Raw genomic sequence first — 26,380 nt, forward strand, 5'->3', positions numbered from 1 at the left:
CGTCGGTGGGTGTCCGAACGGGTCTCGACGCTGTCAGCAGCGGTTTCCCTACTTCGTCGGCAGGCCCAGCGCGCGGTCGACCCACCTGCCCAGCGGCAGCAGCAGCACCGCCACGGCCAGGGCCACGTGGACGAGCATGAACACCACGGCGGTGACCACGCTCGGCGGGCCGCCCACGAAGACGACGATGTGCGACGCCCACGCGAGGGCGTCGGGGCGGCTGCCCGCCGACCAGACCTCGTTCAGTGCCCAGAAGGTCAGGTCGTTGATCCCGGCGATGACGAGCAGGATGCTCGCGATCCCGGTCTTCAGCACGGTCGTCGTGCGGGCCCCGCCGAGGCGGTACGCCAGCAGCGCGAACAGCACGATGAACGTGACGATGAACAGTTCGAACTGGTACACGGGCTCGAACGCACCCGGATCGGTGTCGACCGTGCGGCCGTACTCCTGGATGCGCAACACCATCTCGGTGTCGATGTAGCTCATGTAGGCGATCACGGCCAGCGCGAGCAACGCGGGCCCGGCCTTGACCTTCGGGAACAGGGCGACCGCGGGCACGGCGAAGAGGAACGGACTGATCTTGAACAGCCACTCGCCGACGTTGTCCAGCGTCTGGTCCGGCGGCAGCACCACCATGATGAGCAGGGCGAGCACGGCCGCCGGGACCGCGAAGACCAGCCACAGCCAGCCGCGGTGCCGGTAGAGCGCCCGGATCAGCGCGCCGCCGGTCTCCGAGGTCGCGGGCGGGGTCGGTGCGGTCGTCGTCATGCGGTCTCGTCCTCCAGGTGCGGCTTCTGGGTCCAGAACGGACCGAGGGCCAGCGCGTCGACGTCGGTCTTGAGGAAGCAGCGGATGGCGTCCTCGGGAGTCGCCACGATCGGCTCGTCGTTGTCGTTGAACGACGTGTTGACCACCATAGGCACCCCGGTGATCTCCTCGAAGTGCTTGATGAGGCGGTAGTACAACGGGTTGTCGTTCTCGCTGACGGTCTGCACGCGGGCGGTGCCGTCGACGTGGGTGATGGCGGGAACCTTCTCGCGCTGGTGTTCGAGGACGTCGAAGACCAGCAGCATCACCGGGGACGGGTAGTCGCTGGCGAAGTACTCGCCCGCCCGTTCGGCGAGGCACGAGGGCGCGAACGGACGGAAGGCCTCGCGGTGCTTCACCTTCTCGTTCATCCGGGTCTTCGACTCCGGGTCCCGCGGGTCGGCCAGCAGCGAGCGGTTGCCCAGGGCACGCGGACCGCACTCCATGCGCCCCTGCACCCAGCCCACGATGAGCCCGTCGGCGAGCTTCTGCGCCGTGTGCTTGGCGATGTCGTCGATGCGCTGGTACTCCACACCGGCGTCCTGCAGGGCGAGCTCTATCTCGGCCTCGGTGAATTCGGGACCCGTGTAGGTGAACCCGGTGCGAGGGCGGGGCAGGTTGTGCTTGCCGACGCTCACCTCCAGCGCAGCACCGAGGGCGCAGCCGTCGTCGGCGGCGGCGGGCTGGGCGAAGAACTCCTCGAACGGGGTCTCCAGCAGGATGCGCCCGTTCATGACGCTGTTGAGCGCCACACCGCCCGCCATCGCCAGGCGCTTGGAGCCGGTCTGGCGCTGCAGCCAGCGCGCCAGGTGCAGGCCCGCCTCCTCCAACGTCACCTGGAGCGCGTAGGCGATGTCCTGGTAGTGCTGGGGGATCGGGTTCTCGGCCGTCACGCGGGTGCGGGGGCGGGCGGGCCCGAACGTGTCGGTGAACTTCTTCGAGAGCTGGTGCTTGCCGGTGGTGTGGTGACGGAACCAGCTCAGGTTCAGCTCGAACCCGCCGTCGGGGTCGAGGTGGACGAGGTCACGGAACGCCTCGACGTAGGTGTCCTTGCCGAACGGCGCGAGCCCCATGACCTTGCCCTCGTCGCGCGTCGGGTAGAAGCCGAGGTACCCGGTCACCGCCGCGTACATCGCACCGAGGGAGTGCGGGAACTTGATGCGCCGCAGGTCGTGGATGCGGTTGCCGCGACCGTGGGCGAGCAGGGTGCTGGTGCCGTCGCTGCCGATGCCGTCGAGGGTGAGCACGGCCGCCTCATCCCACGGGCAGATGTAGTAAGCGCTGCCCGCGTGCGACCGGTGGTGGTCGATGAGGTGCACCTTGAACTTCGTGGGGCCCGTGTAGCCGACGGCCTCCTTGACGTCCCGTTCGAGGGTGAAGGAGCGCTTCACGTGTGCGAGCACGGCACCGCCGACGTGGTAGTCGTCCACCCCCTTGCCGCCGCCAGTGCGGAAGGTGTCGAGCAGCCCGGCCGCCTTCCCGCCGTCGTCGCCGTTCTCGTTGCGGAAGACTTCCAGCGTCTTCGGGAAGTAGCGGGCGAACACCTTCGCCGCGTGGATCGGTTCGGCCCACCGGGTCCAGTAGTAGGCCACGTGGTCGACGTCGCCGAGGGTGATACCGGCCTGGCGCAGGCAGAACTCGATGGCCTTCGCGGGCAGGCGGCCGTCGTGCTTCAAGCGCGTGAACCGTTCCTCCTCGGCGAAGGCGATGATCTCGCCATCACGAACGAGGGCGGCGGCGGAATCGTGCACCCTGCTGATGCCGAGGACGTACATGGGCAGCTCCAACTTGTCTCGCTACTGACTTCCGGGGATCGATCCCGACGACGTGGGATTCCGGCCGGACCGGCCGGGGTGGGAACGGGCAAGGGTGCGGTGGTGCTCGGACTCGGGGTGAGCACGGCGCAGCAGTCGACGCAGCGACGCCGCTTCGGCGGTCAGGCCGAGGACGATGGCGCTGAACCCGCCGACCGCGCCCAGCGAGGGCACGAGCGCGAACGCGCTCACCACGGTGGCGACCAGCCGCAACGCGGCGGCCGTGGCGGTGAGGGACAGCACCTGGCTGTCGGTGTTCTCGACGAGGTAGCCGCCGTAGATGAGGGCGATCGACATGGCGATCTCCACCACGACCAGCACGGCGAGTACCACGTAGCCGACGCCGCTCGGCGGCACCTCCGACCCGGCGAGCACCGTCTCTCGCGTGGCGGGCACGAGCAGGGCCGCCCCGAGGGCGAGTCCGAACGCGAGCCCCGCGAACTCGGTGGCGCGCAACAGCCGAGCCGCCCGCAGCCGACCGGTCGCGCCCTCCGTGCCGCGCAGGTTCATCGACGTCTCGGGCTGCTTGAGCTTCAACTGGTACAGCGCGATCGAGCACAGCACCCCGGCGGCGAGCAGGGTGAGGTGGAAGGGACCGCTGTCCACGACGCGCCCGCTGATCGCGAACACGATGAACAGCGACGAGATGGTGATGGCGTCGAGCAGCTCGGTGATGCCGAGCAGCACCGTGCTCCTGGCGAACGCGTGGGTGAGCCGTCGGCGACTGGGCAGCGGCGCGCGCACCCACTCCCTCGGCAGCACCGCGAGCGTGCCGGCGATGACCACGGCGACACCATTCACGAGGACGAGCAGGTGCGTGGTGGGCGACAGGCCGACGACCAGGGTCACCGTGGTGGTGGCCGCGACGATCGCGGCGACGATCGTGAACGCGGTCGCGTCGAGCGAGGGACGCCCGCGCAACCGGTGCAGGCCCGCGACGGTCATCAGCATTCCCGTGCTCGCCGACCAGGTGCCCGCGAGCAAGTACAGCGTCACCAGCGACGAGCCGGGCAGCACCAGCAGCGCCGTCACCAGCGCGGCGACGAGCACCAACACCGGCACCGCCGCGATGCGCAGCGTCAGTCCCGCCACGGCGGCGGTGGTGAGCCGGGTCCTCGGCAGGATCTTCAGTGCCGCCTTCTCCGCGGCGGTCGGCAGGAACAGCAGCCAGGAGCACGTTCCCCAGGCGTTGGCGTAGTCGCCGTAGGTGGCCGTGCCCCATGCCGTCAGCAGAGCCACGGCCATGGCCTGCGTCCCGATGCGGAAGACACCGCGACCCGCGAGCAGGCGCAGCATCATCAGCGGGCGCAGGGGCGTCGCCATGGAGTCGGTCAAGGCTGGGGTACCGCCAAGTCGGCCGTCTCCTGGCTGGGGTTCGCGGCGTCGAGTCGGAACTTGAGCGTCCCGCGCACGGCGTTCTCGACGGCCCGCAGCGCTGTCCTCGACTCCGCCGAGATGACGACGTAGCCGAGCTTGTACCCCGCCTGTTCGTACGGGCGCACGAGGGAACCCGGGGTGACGAACAGGTGCAGGTCCTTCACCTCGGGCATGGCCTTGACCTCGGCGAGACCCTCGATCTCGGCGAGCACCCCGGCGCGGTCGGAGGCCAGGATGTGCACGAGAGCGGGCGTGCCGGGCGTGGGGTCCACGACGGGCGCGTCACCGACGGCGAGCGACATGGTGGCGGCCATGAGGTCCACGCCGTGGCAGTGCTCCACGACCTCGGCGATGCCGTTGCCGCCCATGCGCGCGCCGACCTCGATGAGGTACAGCTCGTCGTCGCGTTGCAGCACGGCGTCGAAGGTGAGCGGGCCGTTGCGGTAGTCCAGTTCCGCGGCGACCGCGGCGAGCATGCCGGGCAACGCCTCGGCGGTCGCGGCGGGCAGCTCGACCGGCATCTCGTGCGCCGTCGTGACGAACAGCGGTGGCGGTGTGATGGTGCGGGCTGTGACCGCGTGGAAGGCGATCTCGCCGTCGACGACGAGCGCCTCGATCGTCAGGTGTTTGCCGTCGAGGTGTTCCTCCACGACGACGCGTCCGCAGGACGAGAACTCCAGCGACTCCGCGACGGCCGACGCCAGCTTGCCCGGGTTGGCGCACGACACGACGCCCCGGCTGCCGGAGGAGTCCACCGGCTTCACCAGCGCGGGGAACCGCATGTCCCGGGCAGCGTCCAGCAGCTCCGCCAGTGACGAGCCGGTGGCGCTGGCGTAGGTCGGCACACCCGCTCGTGCGCACGCCTCGCGGAACACCGGCTTGTCCACCGACGCGGCGACGGCCTTCTCCGGCAGCGGGGACGGCAGGTTCCATCGGCGCTCCAGCCAGGCTTGGGTGGGCAGCCCGACGTCGCTGGCCGGGCAGATGACGCCCGCGATGTCGGTGCGGTCGCCGAGGGCGGCGTCGATCCGTTCGGGGGCCCGCACCGATAGCTGCAGGTACTCGTCGGCCACCGCCGCGCCGGGCGCGTTGGGTCTGACGTCGACGCAGATGGTGTGGTAGCCCAGTTCGCGTGCGCGGAGGTAGACGCCGACGGAACCGTCGGCGCCGCCGAGCACGACGAGTGTTCGTCTCATGTGGATTCCAAGCTCGGGGTCGGGTTGAAGAGGCGGTCGGCGGCGGAGACGGGGATGCTCGCCTCCCGGACGTAGAACTGCCGGGGCCGTGGTTGTCCTGCGCCGACGACGACGAGCGACCGCACGGCGAGAGCCGACGCCGCGAGCGACACGGTGAGCAGCAGCAGGACGGCGGTGTCCAGCGCTTCACCGCTGAGCAGTCCGGTGGCGCCCGCGAGTGCGGTCATCAGCCCGGCGCCACCCGCCACGACGCACGACACCGAGGCCGCGGTGCTCAACCGTCGGCTGAAGCCGACGAACAGCTCGATGGCGTGGGACGACAGAAAGCTCATGCCCACTTTGGACTTGCCGCGGGCTCGGGCGCGGTGGGCGACCGGCACGGTGGTGTAGCGGCTCGTCAGCCGGGGGACGGTCGCGAGGAAGTACGGCGTGCCCAGTTCGAGGTCGACGATGCGCCTGGCCAGCTCGGTGCGCACGAGCCGGAACGCCGTCGCGCCCTGCGGCAGTTCGATGCGCAGCAGCTTGCGGCCGATGAAGTGGAACGCGGCGGTGCCCCAGCGTCGCAGGACGGGGTCCTGACGGTTGGTCCGCACGCCGAACACCGCGTCGTACCCGGCCTTGGCCGCGGCGATGAGCTTGTGTGCCTCGGCGGCGGGGAACTGTTGGTCGGCGTCGACGTGGAGGAGCCAGGGTTTGCTGGCGTAGCGGTATCCGGCCGAGAACGCCGCTTCGAACCCGAAGTTCCTGGTGAACGACACGTACTGGACGCGGCTGTCGGATTCGGCGAGTCGTCGGATGACGTCGAGGCTGCCGTCGGTGCTCCCGTCATCGACGTAGAGCAGTTCGAGATCGAGATCGCCGAGTTCGGAGACGATCTCGGCGTACGAGTGTTCGAGGTTGTCCACCTCGTTGTAGCAGGGAATGACGACGGTGAGGCCGGTGATATCGGGGTAGTCGGTGTCGGACGAGTGCGCCGTTCGCAGCGCATGGGAGTAGCCGAGAGTGTTCGTAGAGCGACGAAGCACGAGGGACTCCACCTGGTTTGTGCGGTGCGAGGGTGAGCGCCGCAGGCGTTGCCGAGGATGGCTGTTTATAGGCTCTGCCCCCCGGCCGCTGCCTAGGGATTCGGGGGAAGTTGCGCCGTTCAGCCCACGACCGTTCTTTGCTCAGATGAGCTGTTCGGCGCATTTCCGTCGTCGGAACCGAAAATCCGACCAATGCGGTGGCACACTCCGTCGCCATGTTGACTCGCAGTGCCGCAGTGCTGTGGCGCCGGGCGTACCGCCGGGTCGTGCGGTCGGCCTTCGACACCGTGCCGTTCTACCGCGAACGTTGGGCTCTCGACGGCCGCACCGAGCCCACCCTCGTACCGGGACGGACCGGGTCAGTCGACGGTGCCACGGAGCCGGAGGTGCTGCGACGCACGGTCGTCGACCTGGTGCCGTTGAGCGGCGGTTCGACTCGGCTGGACCCGACCCGGGGCCTGGGACACGTGCTGCCCCGCGCACGCGACCTGCGGACGGGCGCGTTGGTCGTGGTCGTCGACGACGCCGCGTCCGCACCGCCTTCCGACCTGCCCCGCGGGGTGCGCGGCTGCGTGGTGAACCCGGATCTCCTCGGCGACGCCGACTCCGCCGTGTCGGTGGAGGTGACCAACGCTCTGCACCGGGGCTCGCAGGTGGTCGCCGTCGGCGGTGACAAGGAGCTGGCGCGGTTGGCCTCGGCCCTGCCGGAGTCGCTGGCGCGCAGGCTCGATCGCCTTCCCCGCCGCACACTGTCCGAACTGGACACCGGTCCCTACGGGGTGTTGCACGACCCGCTGCTGGGCTACCTCGGAGCCCTCGGCGAGTGCGGTCGATGGCACCTCGACTTCCGCCACGTCTACGCCCGGCGCACGAAGGGCGGGTTGGCCGTCACGCTGCTGACCCAGCGTTCGCCCGTGCTGGTGGACGTACTCGTGGCCGGTGGCGTGCATGCGGCCGTGGAGACCTGCCCCCGGCACGGAACCCCGGTTGTGTCGCTGTGACCTTCTCGGTCGAGATCGCCGATCCACGAAGTGAGCCGGAGCCCCACGGCTGGACGGAGTTCCGGCTCCGCCGCGGCCTGCCCGCCGTGTGGGACTACGCGCTGCTGACGTTGGAGGCATGGCCGGCCCGCAACCCGCCGTTGCTGCTCGTGGTGCGACACGGTTCGCGCATCGTCGCCGGCGTGTCGGTGTTGGTCTGTCGTCCCCCGCTGCGTCCCCGGTTCGCGCCCCCACCGGGATCTCGTTCGCTGCTGCCGCAGTGGGTGGAGGTGTCCCAGCCGTGGTTGTCGGGCTTTCCCGGAGTGGTCTTCGCCGACGAGCTGGACGACGACGCACGCGCGGCAGCGGTCCGGACCGTCGAACGGGCGCTGGTCCGCCGAGTCGGCCCGTTGCTGGCCGGGGTGCTCTACCGTGCCGTCGACGAACGCACCGCCGGTGTCCTGCGGGGGCGAGCCAGGCTGGTGCGGCAGGTGGACACGGTCTCGGTTCTGCCCGTCGACTTCCGCGACGCCGACGAGTGGATGAGCTCCCTGTCGAAGGCGCGGCGCAAGAGTCTGCGGCGGGCCCTGCGCAACGTCGACGAGCACGTCGAGGCCGGTCGACTGCGGGTGACGGTGGGCCCGGCCCGCGACGACGTGTGCGGTCACGAGGTCGCGACCCTCGTCGAGCGACACCGCACCGAGCGGGGCGTGTCGGTGCTCGACAGCCGCAGCGCGCTGCCCGGCTCCTACTTCCACGACTTCGTCCGCCGCACCGACGTGCACACGTTGACCTACCACGACAGTGAGGGCAGATTGTTGGCGCTCAACACCTGGCTGGAGCATCCGCACGGACTCGTCAAGCAACACTGGGCGGCCCGGTCACCGGCGGACGGTGGTCTGCGGGACCTGCTCTTCGACAGCTACCTCCGCGCCGTGCGACACGTGATCGCGCGAGGCATTCCGGAGGTGTCGGCGGGCCGCAGTCCCCACGAGGTGAAGCGCTCCCTCGGATTCGTCCCGCGGCCCGTCTACGGGGTCGCGGTGCCGCGGCCGGTGCTGGGCAGGTGAACGTGATGAAACCGGTGACGTCGCTGTTGGCGCGGTCTCGGACCACGCCGCCGCCCTCCGGGGTCGAGGTGCGCATCGTCGATCCGCGCACCGATCCCGAACCCACCGGGTGGAGCAGATTCCGCAAGACGACCGCGTGGCAGCCGATGTGGGACTACGAGCAGCTTCGCCTGGAGTCGTGGCTGTCCCGCAATCCCACCGTCCTCGGTGTGGTGAGCAAGGCGGGCAGCGTGCTCGGCGCCTGTCTGGCGATGGTGTGCACTCCGTGGCGGGGCAGCGAGTTCGGTCCGCCACGACGCCGTGGCCTCTCGCCGGGCTGGGCGGAGGTCTACCTCCCGTGGTTCTCCGGCCACTCGGCGGCCGTGTTCGTCGAGCGGGTCGACGACGCGCAGCGTCGGGAGCTGCTGCGGTCGTTCGAACGGGCACTCGCCGCGCACGTCGGGATCGGCCTGCTCGGGGTCGTGTACCGGGCGATGCCGGTCGAGGTCGCCGACGCCGCCGCCGGGCCGGGCCGGGCGGTGCGGGAGATCGACCCGACGACCGTGCTGGTGAACCGCTGGGAATCGGTCGACGACTGGCTCACCTCGCTGCGACCCCCGATGCGGGCGCTGGTCGCGGAGGCCGCCGAGACCGCGTCGACGCTCGACGTCATGGTGGGCGCGGGCCGTACCGACCTCGACGCCGCCGAACTCGCGGGCCTGCTCAACCGCCATCGCGCCCGCCAGGACGCCAAGGCGTGGGAGTCGGGGCAGCGGGCGCGCATCGCCGGACTGCACCTCGACACCCGCAGCCCCATCCCCACGGCGTACCTGGACGCCTTCGTCCGCAAGCCGAACGTCGTGACGCGGACCTACCGCGACGGCACGGGCAGGCTCGTCGCCTTCTCCCTGCTGTTGGACGACAAGCGTGGGGTCGCGCTGCCGTACTACGCGGCACTGCCCGTGGCCGACGGCGGACGGCCCCGCCTGTACGCCGACGTCTACGCCCAGTGCGTGCGGCATCTCGTCGAACACCAGCGGCCGGAACTGACGGCCGGGCGGACACTGCTCGACCTCAAGACCGGGTTCGGCTTCACCACGCGAACGCTCACGTCGATCGCCGTCCCGAGGCCGGTGATGGGCCGGTGAGTCGCTCGGGCATCGAAATCCTCGACCCACGTCGTGATCCGGAGCCCGCCGAGTGGTCGGCGTTCCGGCTCGCCGCGGGAGGACATCCACCCTGGGACTACGGGCTGCTGGGCCGCGAGTCGCAGCACGCGCCGTTCCCGACGATGCTCGCGGTGGCGACCGTCGGCGGCAGGCTCGCCGGGGTGATGGCGGCCTCCGTCGTGCGCCTGCCGCTGGGCGCGCGGCTGCTGGAGGTGCACAACCCCTGGTTGTCCGGTGTGCCCGGCTGGTTGTTCGCCGACGACGTCGACCGGCCGATCCGGCAGCGGTTGCTGCGCCGGATGGAGCGCGCGCTGTGCCGGTTCGCCGGTCCGTTGTGTGCCGGACTGCTCTACCGATACCTCTCCGGCGAGGACCTGCCGCTGGTGTCGGGCTTCGGTCGACTGACGCGGGAGAGCGTCGGTGTCGCGGTGCTCGACAACACCTTCTCCACCGTGGACGACTGGAACTCGTCGCTGGCCCGCAGCCGTCGGCACAGCGTGCGCGGTCAGCGGCGCAAGGTGGAGCGTGACCCCGACCTGGTCGTGCGGTTCGGCCCGGCGCGTGACGATCTCGACGGCTCCGAGCTCGCCGACCTGGTGAACCGGCACCGTGCTCGGCTCGGCAAGCCCCGCTTCGACAGCCGAGGTCCCGTGTCGGGCGACTACCTGCACGAACTGGTGCGTCGGGACGACGTGCTGACGCTCACCTACCACGACTGCCGAGGCAGACTGCTCGCGTTCGCCGACCTGCTCGACCACCCGGAGCTGCCCGTGTACCAACACTGGGCGGGGCTGCACCGCGACGAGGGTGGCCGGGCGCACCTCTACTTCGACTCCTACGCGCGGCTGATCGGCCATGTGGTCGGCACTCACCGCAAGCGATTCTCGGCGGGCAGGGGAATGCTGGAGTTGAAGAGTTCGCTGGGCTTCACACCGCAACGTCGGTGGATCGCCGCCGTCCCGAGGCCGGTGGCCGGATGAGTGTCGAGGTCCTGGATCCGCGGTTCGACGCCGAACCGCCGTATTGGGCGGCGTTGCGGGCCGAGGCGGGTCTGCGCGCCGACTGGGCGTGGGACGTGTTGCGACAGCAGGCGTGGTGTGCGCGAACCCCGTGGTACGTCACGGTGCTGCTCGACCGGGGCCGCCCGCGCGGGATGGTCACCGCCGCGTGGATCGGACCACCCACGCGTCGGCATCGGTTCGCGACCTCGCGTCGGGGCGGGCGGATCGGTGGCCTCGACGTCCGGGCTCCCGGCAACAGCGCCTTTCCCGCCTGGTGGTTCGCCGACGCGCACGCCGACGGCTGTGAGGAGCTGCTGTCGGAGTACTTCCCGACGATGCGCAAGCTGCTCGGCACGGGATTGAAAGCGACCCTGATCAGGCAGCTCTCGGAGGAGGGCGCCGCCCGGGTGCGGGGCCGCTTGCGGCTCGTGCGTGAGACCGAACCGATCGCCCGCCTCTGCACGGAGCCGTTCTCGGGACGGGACGACTGGCTCGGCTCGCTCGGCGGCAAACGCCGGTCGCAGTTGCGCAAGCTCTACCGGGGCATCGACGGCGACGAGCACCTGGCGGTGGAATGGCTGATCGGTGACGCGGTCGACGTCGTGGAACTCGCTGAGCTGCTGCGCGTGAACGAGGTCAAGCACCGCGACGTGCCGATCGTGCCGCTGCCGCAGTTCGTCGGTTACCTGCGGCGTTTGGTGGCGCAGCCGGACTACCGAGTCTTGTCCTTTCGCGACACTCGAAGCGGTCGGCTGCTGGCCGCCGCCACGGTGTTCGACCATCCACAGTGGCCGTTGTGGCGGTCGTTCTCCACCGTGCCCGTGGAGCGGGGTGGCAGGGCGAATCTGTACTTCCACGTGTTCGGCGAACTGGTGCGGTGGTCGGTCGCCGAGGGGCGCCGTGGCGTGGTGCTCGGCAAGAAGATGTCCGAGGTCAAGAAGTCGTGCGGCGCTGAGCTGATTGCCCAGTACGCCGCCGCCGTGCCGCTGATCTGACGCCCCGGCGCGTCAGAGCGCACCGGCGAGCGCGGCGATGTCCGCCGGTCGCACCCGACAGCAGCCGCCGATGACCTGGGCCCCCTCGGCCGACCAGCGGCGCGCGAGGGTCGGGTCGAACCGTGCCGGTCCGGTCCAGGCATGCCGCCGGGCGTCCCAGCCTTCGCCGCTGTTCGGGTACACGACGACGGGCTTGTCCGTGACGGCCTTGGCACATGCGATGGCGGGGGAGACCTCGTCGGGCGCACAGCAGTTGACGCCGACGGCGGTGACGTCGGGGGAGTCGGCGGCCACGGCGAACGCCTCCGCCAACGGCTGTCCGGCGCGGGTGCGTCCTCCGGCCACCGTGAAGGACAGCCACACGGGCACGCCGACGCCGGTCAGCGCCTCGACGAGTGCCTCGGCCTCCACCACGTCGGGCACGGTCTCGACCGCGAGCACGTCGGGCTCGGCCTCGACCAGGGCGTCGAGTCGGGGGAGGTGCCAGTCGCGCAGCCGTGTGACGTCGAGTCCGTAACGGCCGCGGTACTCCGAGCCGTCGGCGAGTGCGGCGCCATAGGGGCCGACCGAGGCGGCCACGAACCGGGGCACGGTCGCGCCGTCGGTCGTGGCGGCCTCGTCCCGGGCCTGACGGGCGAGTGCCACGCTCCGGTGCAGCAGTCGGCGCGTGGCGTCGTGGTCGAGGCCGCGCGCGGCGAGTCCCTCGAAGGAAGCCTGGTAGCTGGCGGTGGTCGCGACGACGGCACCGGCGTCGAAGAAGGCCCGATGCGCGGCGACGATCCCCTCGGGAGCGTCGAGCAGCAGCCGCGCCGACCACAGCTCGTCGGAGAGGTCGTGCCCCCGCGCCTCCAACTCGGTGGCGAGCCCCCCGTCGCTCACCATGAGCCCACCGTCGAACAGTCCCACGCCGCCCACTGTAGGAGCGCAACCCCAACCGGCGTGTCCGCCAGCTGCGCACGCGTGTCCGCACCTCTCGCACGCGTGTCCGCACGCTGCGCACGTGTGTCCGCGGCCTACGCGCATGGCACGCCGAGCGTGCCGAGGGCTGAACGCCTCAGTCCTCCCGATGCGGCTGGAGCCGGGTGTGCTTCGTGGCCTCCACGGTCGCGGCGAGGAACCGGGCGATGATGCGCCGTTCGTCTTCGTCGAACTGGGCCCACGCCTGCGCGTACGCCATGCCGAGCGGGCCGAACAACTCGAAGCCCAACTTCTGCGCCGAGGGGCGGATGTGCAGCACGACCCGCCTGCGGTCGCGGGTGTCCCGGCGGCGTTCGACGTGCGCCTGTAGTCGGTCGAGCACCGACGTGGTGGCCGACGCGCTGAGTCGGAGTTGGGTCGCGAGTTCGCCCTGGCTGAGCGGGTGGCCACGACCGGCCGCGTCCATGATCGCCACCAGAGCCGCCAGATCGGAGCGGTGCAGGGCGTGAGAGTCGCCGAAGGCGTTGACGAACCGGCTCGACTCGATCATGAGCGCACGGATGTGTCCGACGAGCGTGCTGTCGTCCACCCCGCGTGTGTCGCCGCTCACCGCAATGTGTCCTTTCCCTCGCTTCGGGGCATTAGAGGTAGCCCAGGTCCGGGCCCGAAACGCCGTGCTCGGGGCCCGGCCTTAGTATTCCGTCCGTAAGTTCGTTTCGATAATCGAAAGATTGGAACACTGTGCGCACGGCTCGATGGCTGGTCCCGGCCTTGCTCATCGTCGTCTGGCTCGCCGTCGGTTCGTTCGGCGGGCAGTACGCGGGCAAGCTGAGCAGCATCTCCGAGAACAACAGTTCGTACTTCCTGCCCGAATCGGCCGAGTCGACCCGCGTGACCGAGCTGGAACGTCGATTCGCCGACACCGAGGCGATCCCCGCCATCGTGGTCGCCGAACGGGGCTCCGGCATCACGGGTGACGACCACCAGTACCTGGCGCAGAAGGGCGCGGAGGTCGCGGGCTGGGACACCACCCTGCAAGGACCCCCTCCCATTCCGTCGGAGGACGGGCGGGCCCTGGAACTCGTCGTGCCGATCAACGGTGACCCGGGTGACGTGGTCGAGCGGATGCGGGCGATGTTCGCCGAGGACCGCCCGGACGGCCTCGCCGTGTACGTCACCGGGCCTGCCGGACAGGTCGCCGATCTGTCGGAGGCGTTCAGCGGCATCGACGGACTGCTGCTGCTCGTCGCCGGTGCGGTGGTCGCCCTGATCCTGGTGATCGTCTACCGGAGTCCGCTCCTGCCGCTGCTGGTGCTGATTTCGTCGGTTTTCGCGCTCTCACTCGCCAGCGTGCTCGTGTACGTGCTCGCCGACTCCGACGTCATCAGCCTCAACGGCCAGAGCCAGGGCATCCTGTTCATCCTCGTCTTCGGTGCGGCGACCGACTATGCGCTGTTGCTCGTCTCGCGCTACCGCGAGGAGCTGCGCACGACGGCCGACCGGGTGGCGGCGATGCGCAAGGCGTGGCGGGCGACCGTCGAACCCGTCGTCGCGTCGGCGGGCACGGTCATCCTGGGTGTGCTGTGCCTGCTGTTCAGCGACCTCGAATCGAACAAGGGACTCGGACCGGTGGCGGCGATCGGCATCGTCGCGTCGGTGCTGGCGTCGATGACCTTCCTGCCCGCTGTTCTGGCGCTCGTCGGCCGCGCCGCGTACTGGCCGTTCCGGCCGAAGGTGGGGTCGGCGCCGCCGGAGTCGGGCGGGCTGTGGGGCCGGATCGCGAAGCGCGTCGACAAGGCGCCGCGCGCCGTGTGGCTGCTCACCTCGCTCGTACTGCTCGTCGGGGTGGCCTTCGTCCCGCAACTGAAGGCGAGCGGCACGTCGGAGTCCGACATCTTCCTGAACGAGGTCGAGTCGGTCACGGGTCAGGAGGTGCTGTCGCGGCACTTCCCGGGCGGCTCCGGTTCGCCCGCCGTGGTGATCGCCGACGAGTCCCGGGCCGACGAGGTGCTCGCCGCCGCCGACGTGCCCGGCGTGGCGAACGCGGAGATCACCGGGACCGCCGACGGACTGGTCCGCGTCAGCGCGACGCTGGCCGACGCTGCCGACTCCGACGAGGCCATCGCCACGGTCGAGCGCCTGCGTGAGTCCGTGCACGCCGTCGACGGCGCGGACGCCCTGGTGGGTGGGTCGACGGCCGAGCAACTCGACACGCGGACGACGTCCGAGCGCGACCGCACGGTGATCATCCCGATCGTGCTGCTCGTGGTGTTCGTGGTGCTCGCGCTGCTGCTGCGGGCGATCATCGCGCCGCTGCTGCTCATCGCCACGGTGGTGTTGTCGTTCGCCGCGACCATGGGCGTGTCGGCACTCGTGTTCAACCACGTGTTCGACTTCCCGGGCGCCGACCCGGCGGTGCCGCTGTTCGCGTTCGTGTTCCTCGTGGCGCTCGGCATCGACTACAACATCTTCCTCATGACCCGCGTGCGGGAGGAGGCGTTGTCGGTCGGCACCCACGAGGGCACCCTGCGCGGCCTCACGGTGACGGGCGGGGTCATCACGTCGGCCGGCGTGGTGCTCGCGGCGACGTTCTCCGCGCTCGCGGTGCTGCCCATCCTGTTCCTGGCGCAGCTCGCGTTCATCGTGGCGTTCGGCGTCCTGCTCGACACGCTCATCGTGCGTTCGCTGTTGGTGCCCGCGTTGACCATCGACATCGGCAAGAAGGTCTGGTGGCCGTCGAAGCTGGCGAAGGCCGAGCCGACGTCCTCGGCGCCGGCGCGGGCGGAGGAGAAGGAGGACTCCCGCTCGGGTGAGTGAGCGGTTTCCCGGGGACGGGCAGGGGAATGCCTACGGGTGCCTGACCGTCCCCGGGAAAGCCCACGGAGGTGACCGCCATGGCCCAGTGCGAGGTCTGCGGCAACGACTACGACATGACGTTCGAGATCCGCACAGTGGGAGGCGGGGTGCACACGTTCGACTCGTTCGAGTGCGCCATCCACCGGCTCGCGCCGATCTGCGAGCACTGCGGCTGCCGGGTCGTCGGCCACGGCGTGGAGGTCGAGGGCCGGTTCTTCTGCTGCGCCCACTGCGCCCGCGAGACGACGGACTCGGGCCTGAAAGCCCGAGACGCGGTCACGGCGTCGAGCTGACCCGCCCCGGCCCGGCCCCGGCGAGGCAGCCGGGCGTGTCCTCGGGCTGCGCACGCGTGTCCGCGCTTCCCGCACTCGTGTCCGCAGTCTGTGCACTCGTGTCCTCGGTCTGTGCACTCGTGTCCTCGGGCTACGAACGTGTGTCCGCACCGTTCGCACGCGAGTCCGCACTTCCCGCCGCTGTGTCGGCGCAACGGCGTCGGTCGGGTTGTCACGCCAGCCGCCGAAGTCCTTCGACGACGCGCTGCAAAACGTCGAGCGTCGGTGAACCGGTGTGCCGCAGTGCGTGACGAGCGTCGGCCGCCGTCAGGGCAGGCCGGGCAGGACGAACGTCGTCGAGCCGCCGGAACGTGACGGTGGGTCGGTCGTCGGCGAGAGGGCCGAGCGCAGGGCCGTCACACATCGCCGCACGCCGCGCTTCGCACCGGGTCGGGGAAGGCGCGCATGTGTTCGGCGAGCCACTTCACCTCCACGCCGAGCCGCCGGATCTGGCGCACGTCGTGTGGGGCGGCGTCGGCGAGAGGGCCGAGCGCGCCGATGATCTCGTAGACACGGCACCACAGTGGTCGGGCGGGACTGTCCTCCATCGACGTCGTCCAGTGAGCGGGGCGACTGGTTTCCAGGACACCGACGGCGAGATCGTGAAGATCCTCGTGGCGTCCGCCCGACGCGCTGCACAGGTCGGCGAGAGCGTCGTGGAGCAGCTGCCACTGTTGCCGGGTGAGAACCGCGTAGGGCTCAGGGCTGATCACTTCGCCCCCTCCAGTGCCGGTACCGGCGGGATCTCGTCGGCGGGAAACCCCAGTCGCACGCGTACTTCGCGATCGCAGGCGAGGCAGGTCCGATCGAGCCACAGCCCCGTGATGTCGTCGACGGTAGGGGTGACGACCTCCCCGCACAGAGCGACCAACGCACGCCCGGGCGCGGCGATGTCGCGCTCGGTGTCGTAGACGTGTCGTCGTCCGCCCGCCTGTTGCCAGAGATAGCGCTGCATTGAGCCCTCCGATCTCTCCGGTACTGCTGGTACCAGTGTTGCGGTACCACGGTGTCAGTGGGTGACACGCGGGGTCAATGCACCGATCGAGGGACAATCACACGCCGTGGTCGAGTGCGTATCCTCTGGTGCATGCCCGGTACCACACCGAAGGCGCGAGCGTTGGGCGCCGAACTACGCAAGGCTCGCGAAGCCGCTGGTCTCGGCGTACGGCAGGTGGCCGCGATGCTGGAGACCTCGCACGCCACCGTCTCGCGCTGGGAGACCGGCCACCGCTCCCCGAAGCCGGAGGACGTCTCCGCGTACCTCGCCAAGGTCGGGGCGTCCGCCGAGGTCAGGCAACAACTCGTGGAACTGGCACGCGGCGCGGACGGTCCCCATTGGTTGTCCGTCGGCATGCCCGAACAGAAGCCGCAGCTCGCGGGTCTGCTCGAAGTCGAACGCACCGCCGCCTACATCGCGACGGTCTCGACGCTGCTGATACCGGGGTTGTTGCAGATCGGCGACTATGCGAGAGCGATCATGCGGGAAGCTGACGTCCCTGCGAGTGAGATCGACACACGCGTCGCTGTACGGATTGGGCGACAGGAGATCGTCACGCGTCGAAACCCAGTGCGTTTGGACGCGTTCATCGGAGAATCCGCGCTACACGCCGACATCGGTGGGGCCGCAGTGATGGTCGATCAGTTGCATGCCTTGCTTGCACATGCCGAGCGGCCCAATGTTGACTTGCGCGTGATTCCGATGCAGTCAGATTGGCATCCAGGGCTGGATGGTCCTTTCCTGTTGGTGGAATCGCTGGACGGCGCGGGTGTGGTGCACCTGGAAAACCGTATATCCGGGCTGTTCCTGCATGAACCAGCCGACATCGAGGTGTATTGGTCGGCTGTCGAGAAGGTTCGCAAGGTGGCGATGAGTGCGGAGGATTCCGCGAAGCTCATTGCCGAGGTGATCGACACCAAGGAGTCGACAATATGAAGATGACCGCTAGCGGTGGTCCTTGGCGTAAGTCGAGTTTCAGCGCACAGACCGACAACTGCGTCGAGTTCCGTCGCATCGAGGGCGGTGTGGAGGTGCGCAATTCCAAGCGCCCCGACGAAGCGTCGGTCAAGTACACCGACAGCGAGTGGCGCGCTTTCGTCGCAGGGGTGAAGGCGGGCGAGTTCGACGTCTGACGAACCTTCCGACGCTTCCTCAGCGGTCACGTTCCTCGCGACCGCTGAGGAAGCGAGGCCGCCCAAGCCTGCCACGCCTGGCTCAGAAGACGTCCGTGACTTCGACCTTTAGTTCGGTAGAGGAAGAAGGAGTCGAGATGAACTCTTCCTCCCGGTACGTGATCGTATCGCCGTCCAAAGTGAACGAGTTGACCTGAGGTCCGCTGTCGCCCCCCAAAACCTCGTACGTCACCGTGGCGGAGACGTCATCGAGCGGCTCACTGCCCAGGTAGACGGGCTCGATGGAATACGAGACGTTGCAGTCGGCGGATCCGAAGCACTGCTTGCTGAGAATCCGCAGCTCGATTGCGAAGTCCTCGGGTGAAGGGAGTGGAGGGGGCTCCTCTTCCACTACGAACGTGGTGGGGCTCTCGCTGTTCTCGAACAGGGCCTCTTGGGCGGGTTCGGTCTCCTTCTCGTCACTGCTCCCGTTCATGACAACCATGGTGGTGGCGGCGCCTGCTGCGAAGGCGGCGACGACGGCCACGATCCAAGGCCATCTCTTCGGGGACTCCGGGGATGGCGTGATTACCTGGCTGGTGGTCGGGTCGAACGCTGCGGACATGTCGGGGACGAACTTCGGTGTGCTCGAAGTTCGCCGGCGGTGCTTGTTATCCCCTGAGGTCGACGGTGGTGGTGCCGAGCATGGTGCGGTCACGCCCTCAGTGGCGTTGGATGGGCAGGCTGTTCCCAATCGTGTTCGGCGATTACGGTAAAATCTTCAGCTCATTGTTTCGGCATCGCCGATCAGCGGTACGTACTTCACACTGATGCCTGCGCCTACCTCGTTCTTCAATTGTTGTGCGAGTTCTCTGCCTTCCTCGATCCACCTCTTCTCTTCCTGGGGATCGGCGAAGCCGAGGTTCTCGTGAGTTCGGCCGTCGTAGGTTGCTTGCATTTGCTCGTCCCACTTGGTGATAGCGGTGGCGAGTGCGTCACTGAGCTGGACCAGCTCAAGTGCCTCGTCAGCAGAGTAAGGATCGCTGATCGCGTACTGGTCAGTCTTTATCCACAGCGGCCCTGTCTGCCAGTCGAACATGAGTTTGATGCTGACTACTGTTTCTTCCATGTCTTCACCTTGCTCCTCGGAGAGAGCGGATTAGCTCCTACGATGAATCCGTTCTCGCTCACAGTAATGGCCACGCGTTGGACTCGGGGGGCCGTATCGAACTTCGTAGACCGGCCGATCGGTCGCTGTGTAGCCGATTTCTCGTCCTTCTGTCAATGCGTTGAATACCAGGTCGACGACCTCGCTTTCCGGAATCCCACAGCCAACGAAATCTTCTCCATGCTTCTTGATGATGTGCTGGAGGCCACGTCGGTCGTCACCCTCCTCCAGCCAAACGACCCGTTCGTCCGGAAGTCGCGCGATTCTCACCACGCGCTCCGGGCTGATCTTGTGACCTTGGCGCTGGAGCTCGGCGATCAGGGCCTGATTCGAAGTCTCGACGAGCTTGGCATGTGGCGTCGTGGGCGAGGGCCGGGCCGCCGTCGATGATGCGGTGTCCGACCGCCCGACCCCGATGTCGGCCAGGTACCGCCCGAGAACCTCGCCGAGCGTGCTGCACGTCTGCTGAATCTGGGCAAGTTCCTCGCGCGCTCGCAGCAGACCATCGACTGCCTCAGCAAGTTCGGGCGCCGCGCTGCCGGTAGCGATGGTCCCGAGCACGTTCGTGGCCTCGTCGAGGCAGCCGCTCGCTTCCTGCAATGCAGGTGTCGGCCGCAGGGCCAGCACACGATCGACCGCAGAGGCCAGGTCACTGACCGACATTGACTCCCCAGATGCTCGAATGCGCGGCGATCTTCGTATCGAGCCGCTGGGTTGGTCGGCTCTTTGGGAGACCGTCACTCTTGCGGGAGGGAGGGGTATGGACGGTCTTTCGTCGTGCGTGGAAGTTCCGTCCGTCCCGGCCTGCGCGCTCGCGGGGGAGGCTCAACGGAAGCTGACGAAACTACGCAGCGGCGGTCTCAGGTCGTGGACCTCGGTGAACCCGAGTGATTCGTAGAACGCGCGCTGGCGTGGCTCGGCGTCGGTGAGCAGGACGCGCCGCCGGACACCGGGGTAATGGTCGAGCAGCGTCGTGACGAGCCTGCGACCGAGGTCGTGTTGTTGACAGTTCGGGTGGACGAAGACGTCCTGGACGTAGATGATGTCCGCCCCGTCCGCGCCGGCCCGCCGAGTCACGCTTCCTGTCGGGCGGTGACGGCGCGGTGCAATCCGGCGAGTGCGCGTACGAGCGAGTCGGAGTCCTCGGTCGCCACGGTGATCACGTGCTGACACCTCCCTCCACCCCGTTCAGTGAGCTGACTCACCGGCGTCCCGCCGTGGTTCAATCTGGTGGCGGAACGCGACAAGTGAAGGGGTGGACGTGGCTAGGCTCGGTGAACTGGAGCGCGCGGTGATGGAGGTGCTCTGGGCACGCGACGAGCCCGTCAGCGTGCGTGCCGTCCATGCTGCGCTCGGTGACCGCGGGCTCGCCTACACCACCGTGATGACGGTCCTGACCCGCTTGGCGGGCAAAGGAGTCGTGCAGCGCAGTCGTGAGGGCCGCGCGTGGCTGTACCGGCCGGCGGCGGGGCGAGAGGCGTACGTCGCGGAGTTGATGTTGGAGGCGTTGGAGCTGAGCGGTGACCGTGGGTCGGCGTTGGTGCACTTCGCCAATTCGGTGACCAGTGACGAGGCCGACGCGCTGCGTCAGGCGCTGCTTCGCGGGGTGCAGACTCCCGGAGTCGAGCGGCAGGACGAGCAGACGTGATACTCGCCGGGCATCAGATCGCGGCGGCGGCCGTCGCCGCCGTGGTGATGGTGTGGTTGCTGCGGAGTCGCTGGACCCATGCCCATCCGCGGCCCGCGCTCGTGTTGTGGCAGATGAGCGGCCTCACGCTCGTGCTGGCCTCGGTGGGCGCGTTGTTCGGCTTCGGCCTGGCGCCGTTCCGCCGTGGGGTGTTCCCCTCGCTGCTGGACCTGCCCTCGCGGTGGCACGAGCTGGATCTGTGGCATCTGGCCGCGGTGGCCGCCGGGCTGCTGCTCGTGGCGTGGCTCGTGGTGAACCAGATCCTGTGCTTCCGCGACACCGCACGCGCGCGGGCGCGGCACCGGTTGCTGTTGCAGTTGGTGGCGCAGCCGAATTCGGGGGCGTTGGTGGTCGATCACCCGGTGGCGGTGGCCTACTGCGTGCCCGGGCGGCATCCCCGCATCGTGGTGAGCGCGGGCGCGCGGCGGCTGCTCAGCAAGGTGGAGCTTGACGCCGTCCTCGCCCACGAACGCGCTCACGCCCGGGAGCGCCACGACCTCGTGCTCGCGCCGTTCCAGGCGTTGCGGCGGCTGGTGCCGTCGAGCCGGTTGCTGACGCGGGTGTGCTCGACGATCGAGTTGCTCGTCGAGATGTGTGCCGACGATCGGGCCGCGCGTCAGCACGGCCGGGAGCCATTGGCGAGTGCGTTGGAGCGTTTCCACGCCAACGGGGCCACGGGGACTCCGACGGGGGCGTTGGCCATCGCCGGGGCCGACGCGCACGTCGTCGCGCGCATTCGTCGGCTGCGGCAGCCGGAGCCGACGGCGTTTCCGCTGGTGTGGCCGTTGGTGGTGGGATTGCTCGGGGTCGCGCTCGTGACGTCGGCGAGCATCTTCGCCCTGCCACTCCAGTAGTTACTACTACTTGTAGTATCTTGCCGCCATGAACATCGTTTACGACTTCTTGGTGCTCGTGCACCTCCTGGGCATGGCCACGATCGTCGCGGGTGTGGTGCTGCGCCTCGCCGCGCCGAACGGGCCGAGCGGTATGGTCCTCGTGGCCGGTGCGGGAGCCCAGGTCATCACCGGTTTCGCGCTCACGGGCATCGCCTCGGCCGGGCTCGTGGACAACGACATCAACCACACCAAGATCGCCGTCAAGCTCGGTGTCGCCGTCATCGTGTTGGTACTGGCGCACATCCTCCAGCGCAAGCCGAAGGGGACGGCGCAGGGCCTGTTCTACGCGCTCGCCGGGTTCACGCTGCTCAACGTCGCCGTGGCGGTCTTCTGGTGAGTTCGTCGTCCGGCCGCGCGCGTCCTCGGCACGCGGCGGACATCGGCTTCCGAGATTTCGATATCGCTCTTCTCGGGGGCCTTCCCACGTGAAGTGAGTCGGCCTGGGTCGAAGTGTCGCGTTTCGGCCTGGTCGGCGCCTCGTGGAATCGTCGGTGGAGCTGGCGGCGGCGGTCCGCCGCACGGGGACGCGGGTGGCGATGCTCGCCCATCCGGTCCGTGTTCGTGCTGGTCGGCGCCGTCGCCGTGCTGTTGGAGCCGACCGGTTCGTATTCCAATTTCCGGATTCGCGGCCTCACCGTCGGCAGTATCGTGCCGCGGTGGAGATCTACTACACCATCGGCTACGAAGCCGCCTTTATATTCCACCTGACTGCTTCGAGCTTCTTCGTTGTGGGAATCGTGGCGTACCTGATCTGGCGGGACTGGGCGGGAGGCATGTTTCTCTCGTTGAGCCTGGGCGTCATGCTCATCTCGGGTGTGGTGATGATGTGGACGTCGTCCGAGACTTCCGAGTACGACGTCCACCCTCTCCAGGGCGCGCTCAAGCTGGGGGTCGGTGTCGCCCTGACGGTGCTTGCGGCGCTCCTGTGGCGCCGCAAGCAGTGGTCGCCGAAGGAGGCCAGGGTGTTCCTGTGGCTGCTGTTGGGCTACGTCGCCACCTTGGTGATCTGGTTCGAGCCCGGCGGCTCGGTCTTCTGGTGACGCGCGTCAGCGCCTCGGCGCGGTCCGGCGCAGCCAGAGCAACCCGAACACGGGCAGCACCAGCGGGATGAAGAGGTAGCCCATCCCGAAGTTCGACCACACCGTGGCGTCGGGGAAGGCGTCGGGAAGCAGCACGCTGGCAGTGCCGATCACCAGCACGCCCGTCATCTCGAAGGCGCACGCCGTCACGGCGACGCGCCACCACGCCACGCCGTGCTTCGCGAGCGCCACGGTGGCGAGCACGTACACGACGGCGGCGAGGGCCGACAGCGTGTACGGCACGGGGGCCTCGTCGAACCGGGTGGCGATCTGGGCCACGGCCCTGGAGGTCGAACCGATCGCGAAGATCGCGTAGACGGCGATCAGCACCCGTCCCGGCCCGCTCGCGGTGGCAGGTGGGGCCGAGGTGCCCGGCTCGGGGTCGCGCTCAGGCATTCGCGCCCTCCCACACCTGGTACATCCGCATGACGAGCACGGGCACGGTGATGCAGGCGACGCCCAGCACGGCCGTGCTCGACCGGGTTCGTTCGGCCAACGCCCACACGGTGCCCAGCGGCAGCACCAGCAGCACACCGACGAGGTAGGCGAGGAAGGTGAGCAGGTTGCCCGGCCGCTCGCCCGAGATCAGCAGCGCCACCGAGATCACGACCTGCACGACCAGGAGCGCCTCCACGGCGCCGAGGCCGAACAGCAGTGATCGCGTGGGGGGCCGGTTCACGGCGACGAGCACGAAGCTCCACCCGGCGACCACGAGCGCGCACAGCGCGACCGCGACGGCGAACCCACTGATCACTGGCCCTCCCAACGTCTACGACCAGTCGTAGGATACGGGGAGGCCCGACGCGGTCGTCAGCTGACCATCAGCGTCGTCAGCGCCTCACGTAGCTTCCCTGTGACCTCCACCGGACGCCGCGACTCCCGGTCCACGAAGACGTGCACGAAGTGCCCCTGCGCGATCAGCTCGGAGCGGTCCTCACGGTGCATGCCGATCTCGTAGCGGACGCTCGACCGGCCGAGGTGCCCGACCCGGAGTCCCACGGCCAGCTTCTCCGGGTACGAGACCGAGGCGTGGTAGTTGCAGTGCGACTCGACGCACAACCCGATGACGCCGCCGTCGTGGATGTCCAGACCGCCTTCGGCGATCAACCAGTTGTTGATCACGGTGTCCATGACGGCGTAGTGCACGACGTTGTTGACGTGCCCGTAGACGTCGTTGTCCTTCCACCGCGTCGATACCGTCTCCCAATGCGCGTAGTTCACGTGCTGGAGAGTCTCATGATCCGCCCCCGTCGGGCGAGGGCCGTCAGCGCCGTCCCGTGACCGACGTGATCACAGCACCAGCACGATCCACGTTCATCTCCCGGACTCCGCGCTCACGGACAGTGCGACTCGGATACGGTTTGCGCGTGCCGAGACTGGGTGGAGGAACGCGATGACGAGCACCGTGCCGCGGGGCGGCTCGGAGATGGCACCCGCCGGCTCGGAGTTGTCAGGGGGCGGTCGTGGCTCGCGGTCCGGGTTGGCCGCGGTGCTGGACCTTCCCGCGGAACTCGTGCGCGGCATGGCGAAGTCGGCCGCCACGACACCGGGCCGACTGTCGCTGATCGTGGTCGGACTCGTCGTCCTGTCGCTGCTCACGGGCCTGGTCGGCACCTTGTCCATGCAGCAGCGCGACGACAGTGTCGACGCGCTGGTGGAACACCGTGAGCCCCTCGCTGCTGCCGCGCAGGAGGTCTACCGGTCGCTGTCGGACGCCGACGCGACCGCCGCCACGGCGTTCCTGATGCCCGGTACCGATTCCGCCGCGTTGAGGGAGCGCTACGCCGCCGACATCGCCAAGGCGGGCGCGGCGCTCGCGAAGGCGGCGTCGGACTCGGCGGGCAACCCCGAGGCCGCCGAACAGATCGACGTCATCAGCAGGCAACTGCCGGTCTACACCGGGCTGATCGCGTCGGCGAAGGCCAACGACCGGCAGGGCTACCCCGTCGGGGCCGCCTACCTGCGGGAGGCCTCCGAGCTGTTGCGGTCGACGATCCTGCCCGCCGCCGAGGATCTCTACCGGATCAACGCCGACCGGCTCGCCGAGGAGCAGGACGACGCGACGAGCTTCCCGTGGTTCATCGCGCTGATGCTCGTGGGACTGATCGCCGCGCTCGCCTACGTGCAGGTGTACCTCAAGCGGCGGACCAACCGCGTGTTCAACGTGGGGCTGCTCGTGTCGTCGGGCGCGGTGGCGTTGCTGGTGTTGTGGACCGTGGTGGCGCTGGTCGTGCAAGGCGTGTTCGTGGGCAGCGGCCGGGACGAGACCGAGCAGGCGGACCGCCTGGTCGGTGCTCGGATCGCCGCGTTGCAGGCCCGCGCCGACGAGACTCTGACGCTGGTGGCCCGTGGTGGCGGCGAGGAGTACGAGGAAGGCTTCGCGGAGCACTTCCAGCGGTTCGCCGGGCTGGACGGCAGCGGTGGTCTGCTCCGGCAGGCCGTCGAGGAGGCGGACTCCGGGACCACCCTGCGCGCGGCCACCGACCACGCCGCCGACTGGCTGAAGGCGCACGACCGGGTGCGGGAACTCGACGGCAATGGTGAACACCAGCAGGCGGTGCTGCTGGCCATCGACGAGAAAGACCCGAACAGCCCGGCCACGGCGTTCAACCTCGTCGACAGCGAGCTGGCCACCGCGATCGACTCGGCGAGGACCGCATTCGCGGAGGACACCTCCGCCGGTGCGAACGCGCTGACTCTGCTCGCCCCGGCGTACGCGCTGCTGTCGATCATCGCCGCGCTCGGCGCCACACTCGGTATTCGCGAACGGCTGCGGGAGTATCGCTGATGAGGACCCGAACCCGGCTCCACGTGGGACTGCTCGCGTCACTGCTGGTCGTGGTGACGGGGTGCTCGACGGTGACCGAACCTGTCGACCCGGCACCAGTCGGTTCGGTCGAGTACCCGACGCCTGCCAACACGGAGATCGACCCGCAGCTCGACACCTCCGAAGCGGGGGACGAGAGCTGCGACCCGACCGCGAGCCTGTCGCCGAGCTCGCAGATCGCGCCGTCGTCGACCATGGCGAAGATCCGCGAGCGCGGTCACCTCGTCGTGGGTGTCGACCAGAACTCGTTCCTGTTCGGCTTCTCCGACCCGGAGACCGGTGACCTCCACGGGTTCGACATCGACATCGCCCGAGAGGTCGCCCGGTCGCTGCTGGGCGACCCGAAGGCCGTGAAGTTCAAGGCCATCTCGTCGGCGCAGCGGATCTCGGCGCTGCAGAACGGCGAGGTCGACATCGTCGTCCGCACGTTCTCGATCACCTGCGAGCGACTGGAACAGATCAACTTCTCGTCCGTCTACTACGTGGCGGGACAGCGGGTGCTCGTGAGCGCCGACTCCACGGTTCGCGACCTGTCCGACCTCGGCGGCAAACGGGTGTGCGCGACGCACGACTCGACGTCGTTGATCAACATCGCCGCCAGCAAGGCCGAGCCCGTGCCGGTCGCGGTCGACGACTGGTCCGACTGCCTGGTATTGCTCCAGCAGGGGCAGGTGGCGGCGATCTCCACCGACGACACGATCCTCGCGGGTATGCGGGCGCAGGACCGGACCAGCACGAAGATCGTCGGTGACCGGTTCACCGAGGAGTACTACGGGATCGGCATCCCCAAGGGCAACGAGGACATGGTCCGGTACGTCAACTCCGTGCTCGAACGCGTCCGCGGCGGCGCGTGGCAGGAGAGCTACAACCGCTGGTTGCGCGAGGACCTGGGTCCGGCCTCGCCGCCCCAGCCCAAGTACCGGTGACACACTTCGGAGGTAGCAGTGTCGGATGAGCCACGCCGTCCTCGGCATGCCGCGCCGGACGAGGCCAGCGGTCCGACGGCGCAGCCGGAGACGTTCTCGACGCCGGTGCAGCCAGGGCAGACACCCCGGCACGCTGCGCCGCACACCGGTTCCCAGGCCCACCCGGGCC

General features: G+C 69.0%; 31 protein-coding genes. 15 read left to right on the forward strand and 16 right to left on the reverse strand.

All coding sequences use genetic code 11. The features are described from left to right. Nucleotides 1–48 precede the first annotated feature (48 nt). The 5 genes from JAV51_RS18115 to JAV51_RS18135 are packed head-to-tail and all read right to left on the reverse strand — an operon-like array spanning nucleotide 49 to nucleotide 6,177. The gene (locus JAV51_RS18115) at nucleotides 49–768 is read right to left on the reverse strand and encodes a hypothetical protein (RefSeq protein ID WP_197321940.1); all 720 of its coding nucleotides are present in this window, start codon (nucleotides 766–768) and stop codon (nucleotides 49–51) included. Next, nucleotides 765–2,582 carry a carbamoyltransferase C-terminal domain-containing protein gene (locus JAV51_RS18120; protein WP_197321968.1) on the reverse strand — a complete coding sequence of 606 codons (1,818 nt, stop codon included), beginning with the start codon at nucleotides 2,580–2,582 and terminating at the stop codon, nucleotides 765–767. The genes JAV51_RS18115 and JAV51_RS18120 overlap by 4 nt, the downstream gene beginning before the upstream one ends. A 21-nt stretch (nucleotides 2,583–2,603) precedes the next feature. Next, nucleotides 2,604–3,944 (reverse strand): hypothetical protein, encoded by a 1,341-nt coding sequence (locus JAV51_RS18125; protein ID WP_231642609.1) that lies wholly within the window; start codon nucleotides 3,942–3,944, stop codon nucleotides 2,604–2,606. Between the two features lie 8 nt (nucleotides 3,945–3,952). Then, complete coding sequence (locus JAV51_RS18130) at nucleotides 3,953–5,194, reverse strand: ATP-grasp domain-containing protein (RefSeq protein WP_197321941.1); 1,242 nt, start codon at nucleotides 5,192–5,194, stop codon at nucleotides 3,953–3,955. Beyond that, entirely contained in the window at nucleotides 5,191–6,177 is a 987-nt protein-coding gene (locus JAV51_RS18135) for a glycosyltransferase family 2 protein (protein WP_197321969.1), read from the reverse strand. Before JAV51_RS18135 ends, JAV51_RS18130 begins: the two co-directional genes overlap by 4 nt. Before the next feature lie 257 nt (nucleotides 6,178–6,434). Here JAV51_RS18135 and JAV51_RS18140 point away from each other — a divergent pair, with 257 nt between their 5' ends. The 5 genes from JAV51_RS18140 to JAV51_RS18160 are packed head-to-tail and all read left to right on the forward strand — an operon-like array spanning nucleotide 6,435 to nucleotide 11,413. Continuing rightward, complete coding sequence (locus JAV51_RS18140; protein WP_197321942.1) at nucleotides 6,435–7,220, forward strand: hypothetical protein; 786 nt, start codon at nucleotides 6,435–6,437, stop codon at nucleotides 7,218–7,220. Next, nucleotides 7,217–8,269, forward strand: coding sequence for a hypothetical protein (locus JAV51_RS18145; RefSeq protein WP_197321943.1), 1,053 nt, complete (start codon nucleotides 7,217–7,219; stop codon nucleotides 8,267–8,269). Before JAV51_RS18140 ends, JAV51_RS18145 begins: the two co-directional genes overlap by 4 nt. Before the next feature lie 5 nt (nucleotides 8,270–8,274). Continuing rightward, the gene (locus JAV51_RS18150; protein ID WP_197321944.1) at nucleotides 8,275–9,396 is read left to right on the forward strand and encodes a hypothetical protein; all 1,122 of its coding nucleotides are present in this window, start codon (nucleotides 8,275–8,277) and stop codon (nucleotides 9,394–9,396) included. After that, the gene (locus JAV51_RS18155; RefSeq protein WP_197321945.1) at nucleotides 9,393–10,397 is read left to right on the forward strand and encodes a GNAT family N-acetyltransferase; all 1,005 of its coding nucleotides are present in this window, start codon (nucleotides 9,393–9,395) and stop codon (nucleotides 10,395–10,397) included. The genes JAV51_RS18150 and JAV51_RS18155 overlap by 4 nt, the downstream gene beginning before the upstream one ends. Then, on the forward strand, nucleotides 10,394–11,413 hold the full coding sequence (locus JAV51_RS18160) for a GNAT family N-acetyltransferase (RefSeq protein ID WP_197321946.1): 1,020 nt from the start codon (nucleotides 10,394–10,396) through the stop codon (nucleotides 11,411–11,413). Before JAV51_RS18155 ends, JAV51_RS18160 begins: the two co-directional genes overlap by 4 nt. 12 nt (nucleotides 11,414–11,425) lie before the next feature. Here JAV51_RS18160 and mmuM read toward each other — a convergent pair whose 3' ends face one another. After that, on the reverse strand, nucleotides 11,426–12,295 hold the full coding sequence (gene mmuM, locus JAV51_RS18165) for a homocysteine S-methyltransferase (protein WP_197321970.1): 870 nt from the start codon (nucleotides 12,293–12,295) through the stop codon (nucleotides 11,426–11,428). Between the two features lie 172 nt (nucleotides 12,296–12,467). Next, complete coding sequence (locus tag JAV51_RS18170; RefSeq protein ID WP_197321947.1) at nucleotides 12,468–12,941, reverse strand: MarR family transcriptional regulator; 474 nt, start codon at nucleotides 12,939–12,941, stop codon at nucleotides 12,468–12,470. Between the two features lie 131 nt (nucleotides 12,942–13,072). On the opposite strand from JAV51_RS18170, the gene JAV51_RS18175 reads away from it, so the two are divergent. Both JAV51_RS18175 and JAV51_RS18180 read left to right on the forward strand, forming a co-directional pair. Further along, the gene (locus JAV51_RS18175; RefSeq protein WP_197321948.1) at nucleotides 13,073–15,148 is read left to right on the forward strand and encodes an efflux RND transporter permease subunit; all 2,076 of its coding nucleotides are present in this window, start codon (nucleotides 13,073–13,075) and stop codon (nucleotides 15,146–15,148) included. A gap of 77 nt (nucleotides 15,149–15,225) precedes the next feature. Continuing rightward, nucleotides 15,226–15,480 carry a Prokaryotic metallothionein gene (locus tag JAV51_RS18180; RefSeq protein ID WP_197321949.1) on the forward strand — a complete coding sequence of 85 codons (255 nt, stop codon included), beginning with the start codon at nucleotides 15,226–15,228 and terminating at the stop codon, nucleotides 15,478–15,480. A gap of 395 nt (nucleotides 15,481–15,875) precedes the next feature. Here the strand turns inward: JAV51_RS18180 and JAV51_RS18185 are convergent, their stop codons facing one another. Continuing rightward, nucleotides 15,876–16,232 carry a hypothetical protein gene (locus JAV51_RS18185; protein ID WP_197321950.1) on the reverse strand — a complete coding sequence of 119 codons (357 nt, stop codon included), beginning with the start codon at nucleotides 16,230–16,232 and terminating at the stop codon, nucleotides 15,876–15,878. Further along, nucleotides 16,229–16,474, reverse strand: a complete 246-nt coding sequence (locus JAV51_RS18190; protein WP_005466824.1) for a zinc finger protein — start codon at nucleotides 16,472–16,474, stop codon at nucleotides 16,229–16,231. Before JAV51_RS18190 ends, JAV51_RS18185 begins: the two co-directional genes overlap by 4 nt. Before the next feature lie 132 nt (nucleotides 16,475–16,606). On the opposite strand from JAV51_RS18190, the gene JAV51_RS18195 reads away from it, so the two are divergent. Next, nucleotides 16,607–17,452 (forward strand): helix-turn-helix transcriptional regulator, encoded by an 846-nt coding sequence (locus JAV51_RS18195; protein WP_197321951.1) that lies wholly within the window; start codon nucleotides 16,607–16,609, stop codon nucleotides 17,450–17,452. Beyond that, the gene (locus JAV51_RS18200; RefSeq protein WP_197321952.1) at nucleotides 17,449–17,649 is read left to right on the forward strand and encodes a DUF397 domain-containing protein; all 201 of its coding nucleotides are present in this window, start codon (nucleotides 17,449–17,451) and stop codon (nucleotides 17,647–17,649) included. Before JAV51_RS18195 ends, JAV51_RS18200 begins: the two co-directional genes overlap by 4 nt. Nucleotides 17,650–17,731: 82 nt before the next feature. On the opposite strand, the gene JAV51_RS18205 is transcribed toward JAV51_RS18200, so the two are convergent. The 4 genes from JAV51_RS18205 to JAV51_RS18220 form a co-directional block, all read right to left on the reverse strand. After that, nucleotides 17,732–18,253, reverse strand: a complete 522-nt coding sequence (locus JAV51_RS18205; RefSeq protein WP_197321953.1) for a hypothetical protein — start codon at nucleotides 18,251–18,253, stop codon at nucleotides 17,732–17,734. 156 nt (nucleotides 18,254–18,409) lie between these two features. Beyond that, nucleotides 18,410–18,757, reverse strand: a complete 348-nt coding sequence (locus JAV51_RS18210) for a hypothetical protein (RefSeq protein WP_197321954.1) — start codon at nucleotides 18,755–18,757, stop codon at nucleotides 18,410–18,412. A gap of 30 nt (nucleotides 18,758–18,787) precedes the next feature. Next, the gene (locus tag JAV51_RS18215) at nucleotides 18,788–19,459 is read right to left on the reverse strand and encodes a hypothetical protein (RefSeq protein ID WP_231642575.1); all 672 of its coding nucleotides are present in this window, start codon (nucleotides 19,457–19,459) and stop codon (nucleotides 18,788–18,790) included. A 162-nt stretch (nucleotides 19,460–19,621) separates the two neighbouring features. Next, complete coding sequence (locus JAV51_RS18220) at nucleotides 19,622–19,873, reverse strand: N-acetyltransferase (protein ID WP_197321955.1); 252 nt, start codon at nucleotides 19,871–19,873, stop codon at nucleotides 19,622–19,624. Nucleotides 19,874–20,051: 178 nt separating this feature from the next. Between JAV51_RS18220 and JAV51_RS18225 the strand changes: the two genes are divergently transcribed. The 4 genes from JAV51_RS18225 to JAV51_RS18240 all read left to right on the forward strand — a co-directional run bounded on the left by JAV51_RS18225 (nucleotide 20,052) and on the right by JAV51_RS18240 (nucleotide 22,419). Beyond that, nucleotides 20,052–20,444: a BlaI/MecI/CopY family transcriptional regulator gene (locus JAV51_RS18225; RefSeq protein ID WP_197321956.1), complete on the forward strand. Its 393-nt coding sequence runs from the start codon at nucleotides 20,052–20,054 to the stop codon at nucleotides 20,442–20,444. Then, nucleotides 20,441–21,337: a M56 family metallopeptidase gene (locus JAV51_RS18230; protein ID WP_197321957.1), complete on the forward strand. Its 897-nt coding sequence runs from the start codon at nucleotides 20,441–20,443 to the stop codon at nucleotides 21,335–21,337. Before JAV51_RS18225 ends, JAV51_RS18230 begins: the two co-directional genes overlap by 4 nt. A 28-nt stretch (nucleotides 21,338–21,365) precedes the next feature. Continuing rightward, on the forward strand, nucleotides 21,366–21,716 hold the full coding sequence (locus tag JAV51_RS18235) for a hypothetical protein (RefSeq protein WP_197321958.1): 351 nt from the start codon (nucleotides 21,366–21,368) through the stop codon (nucleotides 21,714–21,716). A gap of 319 nt (nucleotides 21,717–22,035) precedes the next feature. Then, nucleotides 22,036–22,419: a hypothetical protein gene (locus JAV51_RS18240; RefSeq protein ID WP_197321959.1), complete on the forward strand. Its 384-nt coding sequence runs from the start codon at nucleotides 22,036–22,038 to the stop codon at nucleotides 22,417–22,419. A gap of 6 nt (nucleotides 22,420–22,425) precedes the next feature. Here JAV51_RS18240 and JAV51_RS18245 read toward each other — a convergent pair whose 3' ends face one another. Genes JAV51_RS18245 through JAV51_RS18255 form a run of 3 tightly spaced genes read right to left on the reverse strand, consistent with a single transcriptional unit; the run spans nucleotide 22,426 to nucleotide 23,679 of the window. After that, entirely contained in the window at nucleotides 22,426–22,854 is a 429-nt protein-coding gene (locus JAV51_RS18245; RefSeq protein WP_197321960.1) for a hypothetical protein, read from the reverse strand. Continuing rightward, nucleotides 22,847–23,212, reverse strand: coding sequence for a hypothetical protein (locus JAV51_RS18250; protein WP_197321961.1), 366 nt, complete (start codon nucleotides 23,210–23,212; stop codon nucleotides 22,847–22,849). The genes JAV51_RS18245 and JAV51_RS18250 overlap by 8 nt, the downstream gene beginning before the upstream one ends. Before the next feature lie 56 nt (nucleotides 23,213–23,268). Next, nucleotides 23,269–23,679 (reverse strand): thioesterase family protein, encoded by a 411-nt coding sequence (locus JAV51_RS18255; protein WP_197321962.1) that lies wholly within the window; start codon nucleotides 23,677–23,679, stop codon nucleotides 23,269–23,271. A gap of 172 nt (nucleotides 23,680–23,851) precedes the next feature. Here JAV51_RS18255 and JAV51_RS18260 point away from each other — a divergent pair, with 172 nt between their 5' ends. Both JAV51_RS18260 and JAV51_RS18265 read left to right on the forward strand, forming a co-directional pair. After that, entirely contained in the window at nucleotides 23,852–25,246 is a 1,395-nt protein-coding gene (locus JAV51_RS18260) for a hypothetical protein (protein ID WP_197321963.1), read from the forward strand. Continuing rightward, on the forward strand, nucleotides 25,246–26,211 hold the full coding sequence (locus tag JAV51_RS18265) for a glutamate ABC transporter substrate-binding protein (RefSeq protein WP_197321964.1): 966 nt from the start codon (nucleotides 25,246–25,248) through the stop codon (nucleotides 26,209–26,211). Before JAV51_RS18260 ends, JAV51_RS18265 begins: the two co-directional genes overlap by 1 nt. The last annotated feature ends 169 nt before the right edge of the window (nucleotides 26,212–26,380 follow it).

The sequence above is a fragment of the Saccharomonospora sp. NB11 genome, from assembly GCF_015910535.1.
Lineage (GTDB): Bacteria > Actinomycetota > Actinomycetes > Mycobacteriales > Pseudonocardiaceae > Saccharomonospora.

Coding starts and splice junctions, on each gene's coding strand:
- JAV51_RS18260 (WP_197321963.1), top strand. CDS start 23,852: ATGACGAGCACCGTGCCGCGGGGCGGCTCGGAGATGGCACCCGCCGGC.
- JAV51_RS18120 (WP_197321968.1), bottom strand. CDS start 2,582: ATGTACGTCCTCGGCATCAGCAGGGTGCACGATTCCGCCGCCGCCCTC.
- JAV51_RS18205 (WP_197321953.1), bottom strand. CDS start 18,253: ATGTCCGCAGCGTTCGACCCGACCACCAGCCAGGTAATCACGCCATCC.
- JAV51_RS18160 (WP_197321946.1), top strand. CDS start 10,394: ATGAGTGTCGAGGTCCTGGATCCGCGGTTCGACGCCGAACCGCCGTAT.
- mmuM (WP_197321970.1), bottom strand. CDS start 12,295: ATGGTGAGCGACGGGGGGCTCGCCACCGAGTTGGAGGCGCGGGGGCAC.
- JAV51_RS18150 (WP_197321944.1), top strand. CDS start 8,275: ATGAAACCGGTGACGTCGCTGTTGGCGCGGTCTCGGACCACGCCGCCG.
- JAV51_RS18210 (WP_197321954.1), bottom strand. CDS start 18,757: ATGGAAGAAACAGTAGTCAGCATCAAACTCATGTTCGACTGGCAGACA.
- JAV51_RS18215 (WP_231642575.1), bottom strand. CDS start 19,459: ATGTCGGTCAGTGACCTGGCCTCTGCGGTCGATCGTGTGCTGGCCCTG.
- JAV51_RS18180 (WP_197321949.1), top strand. CDS start 15,226: ATGGCCCAGTGCGAGGTCTGCGGCAACGACTACGACATGACGTTCGAG.
- JAV51_RS18200 (WP_197321952.1), top strand. CDS start 17,449: ATGAAGATGACCGCTAGCGGTGGTCCTTGGCGTAAGTCGAGTTTCAGC.
- JAV51_RS18125 (WP_231642609.1), bottom strand. CDS start 3,944: ATGGCGACGCCCCTGCGCCCGCTGATGATGCTGCGCCTGCTCGCGGGT.
- JAV51_RS18130 (WP_197321941.1), bottom strand. CDS start 5,194: ATGAGACGAACACTCGTCGTGCTCGGCGGCGCCGACGGTTCCGTCGGC.
- JAV51_RS18115 (WP_197321940.1), bottom strand. CDS start 768: ATGACGACGACCGCACCGACCCCGCCCGCGACCTCGGAGACCGGCGGC.
- JAV51_RS18235 (WP_197321958.1), top strand. CDS start 21,366: ATGAACATCGTTTACGACTTCTTGGTGCTCGTGCACCTCCTGGGCATG.
- JAV51_RS18245 (WP_197321960.1), bottom strand. CDS start 22,854: ATGCCTGAGCGCGACCCCGAGCCGGGCACCTCGGCCCCACCTGCCACC.
- JAV51_RS18140 (WP_197321942.1), top strand. CDS start 6,435: ATGTTGACTCGCAGTGCCGCAGTGCTGTGGCGCCGGGCGTACCGCCGG.
- JAV51_RS18265 (WP_197321964.1), top strand. CDS start 25,246: ATGAGGACCCGAACCCGGCTCCACGTGGGACTGCTCGCGTCACTGCTG.
- JAV51_RS18195 (WP_197321951.1), top strand. CDS start 16,607: ATGCCCGGTACCACACCGAAGGCGCGAGCGTTGGGCGCCGAACTACGC.
- JAV51_RS18190 (WP_005466824.1), bottom strand. CDS start 16,474: ATGCAGCGCTATCTCTGGCAACAGGCGGGCGGACGACGACACGTCTAC.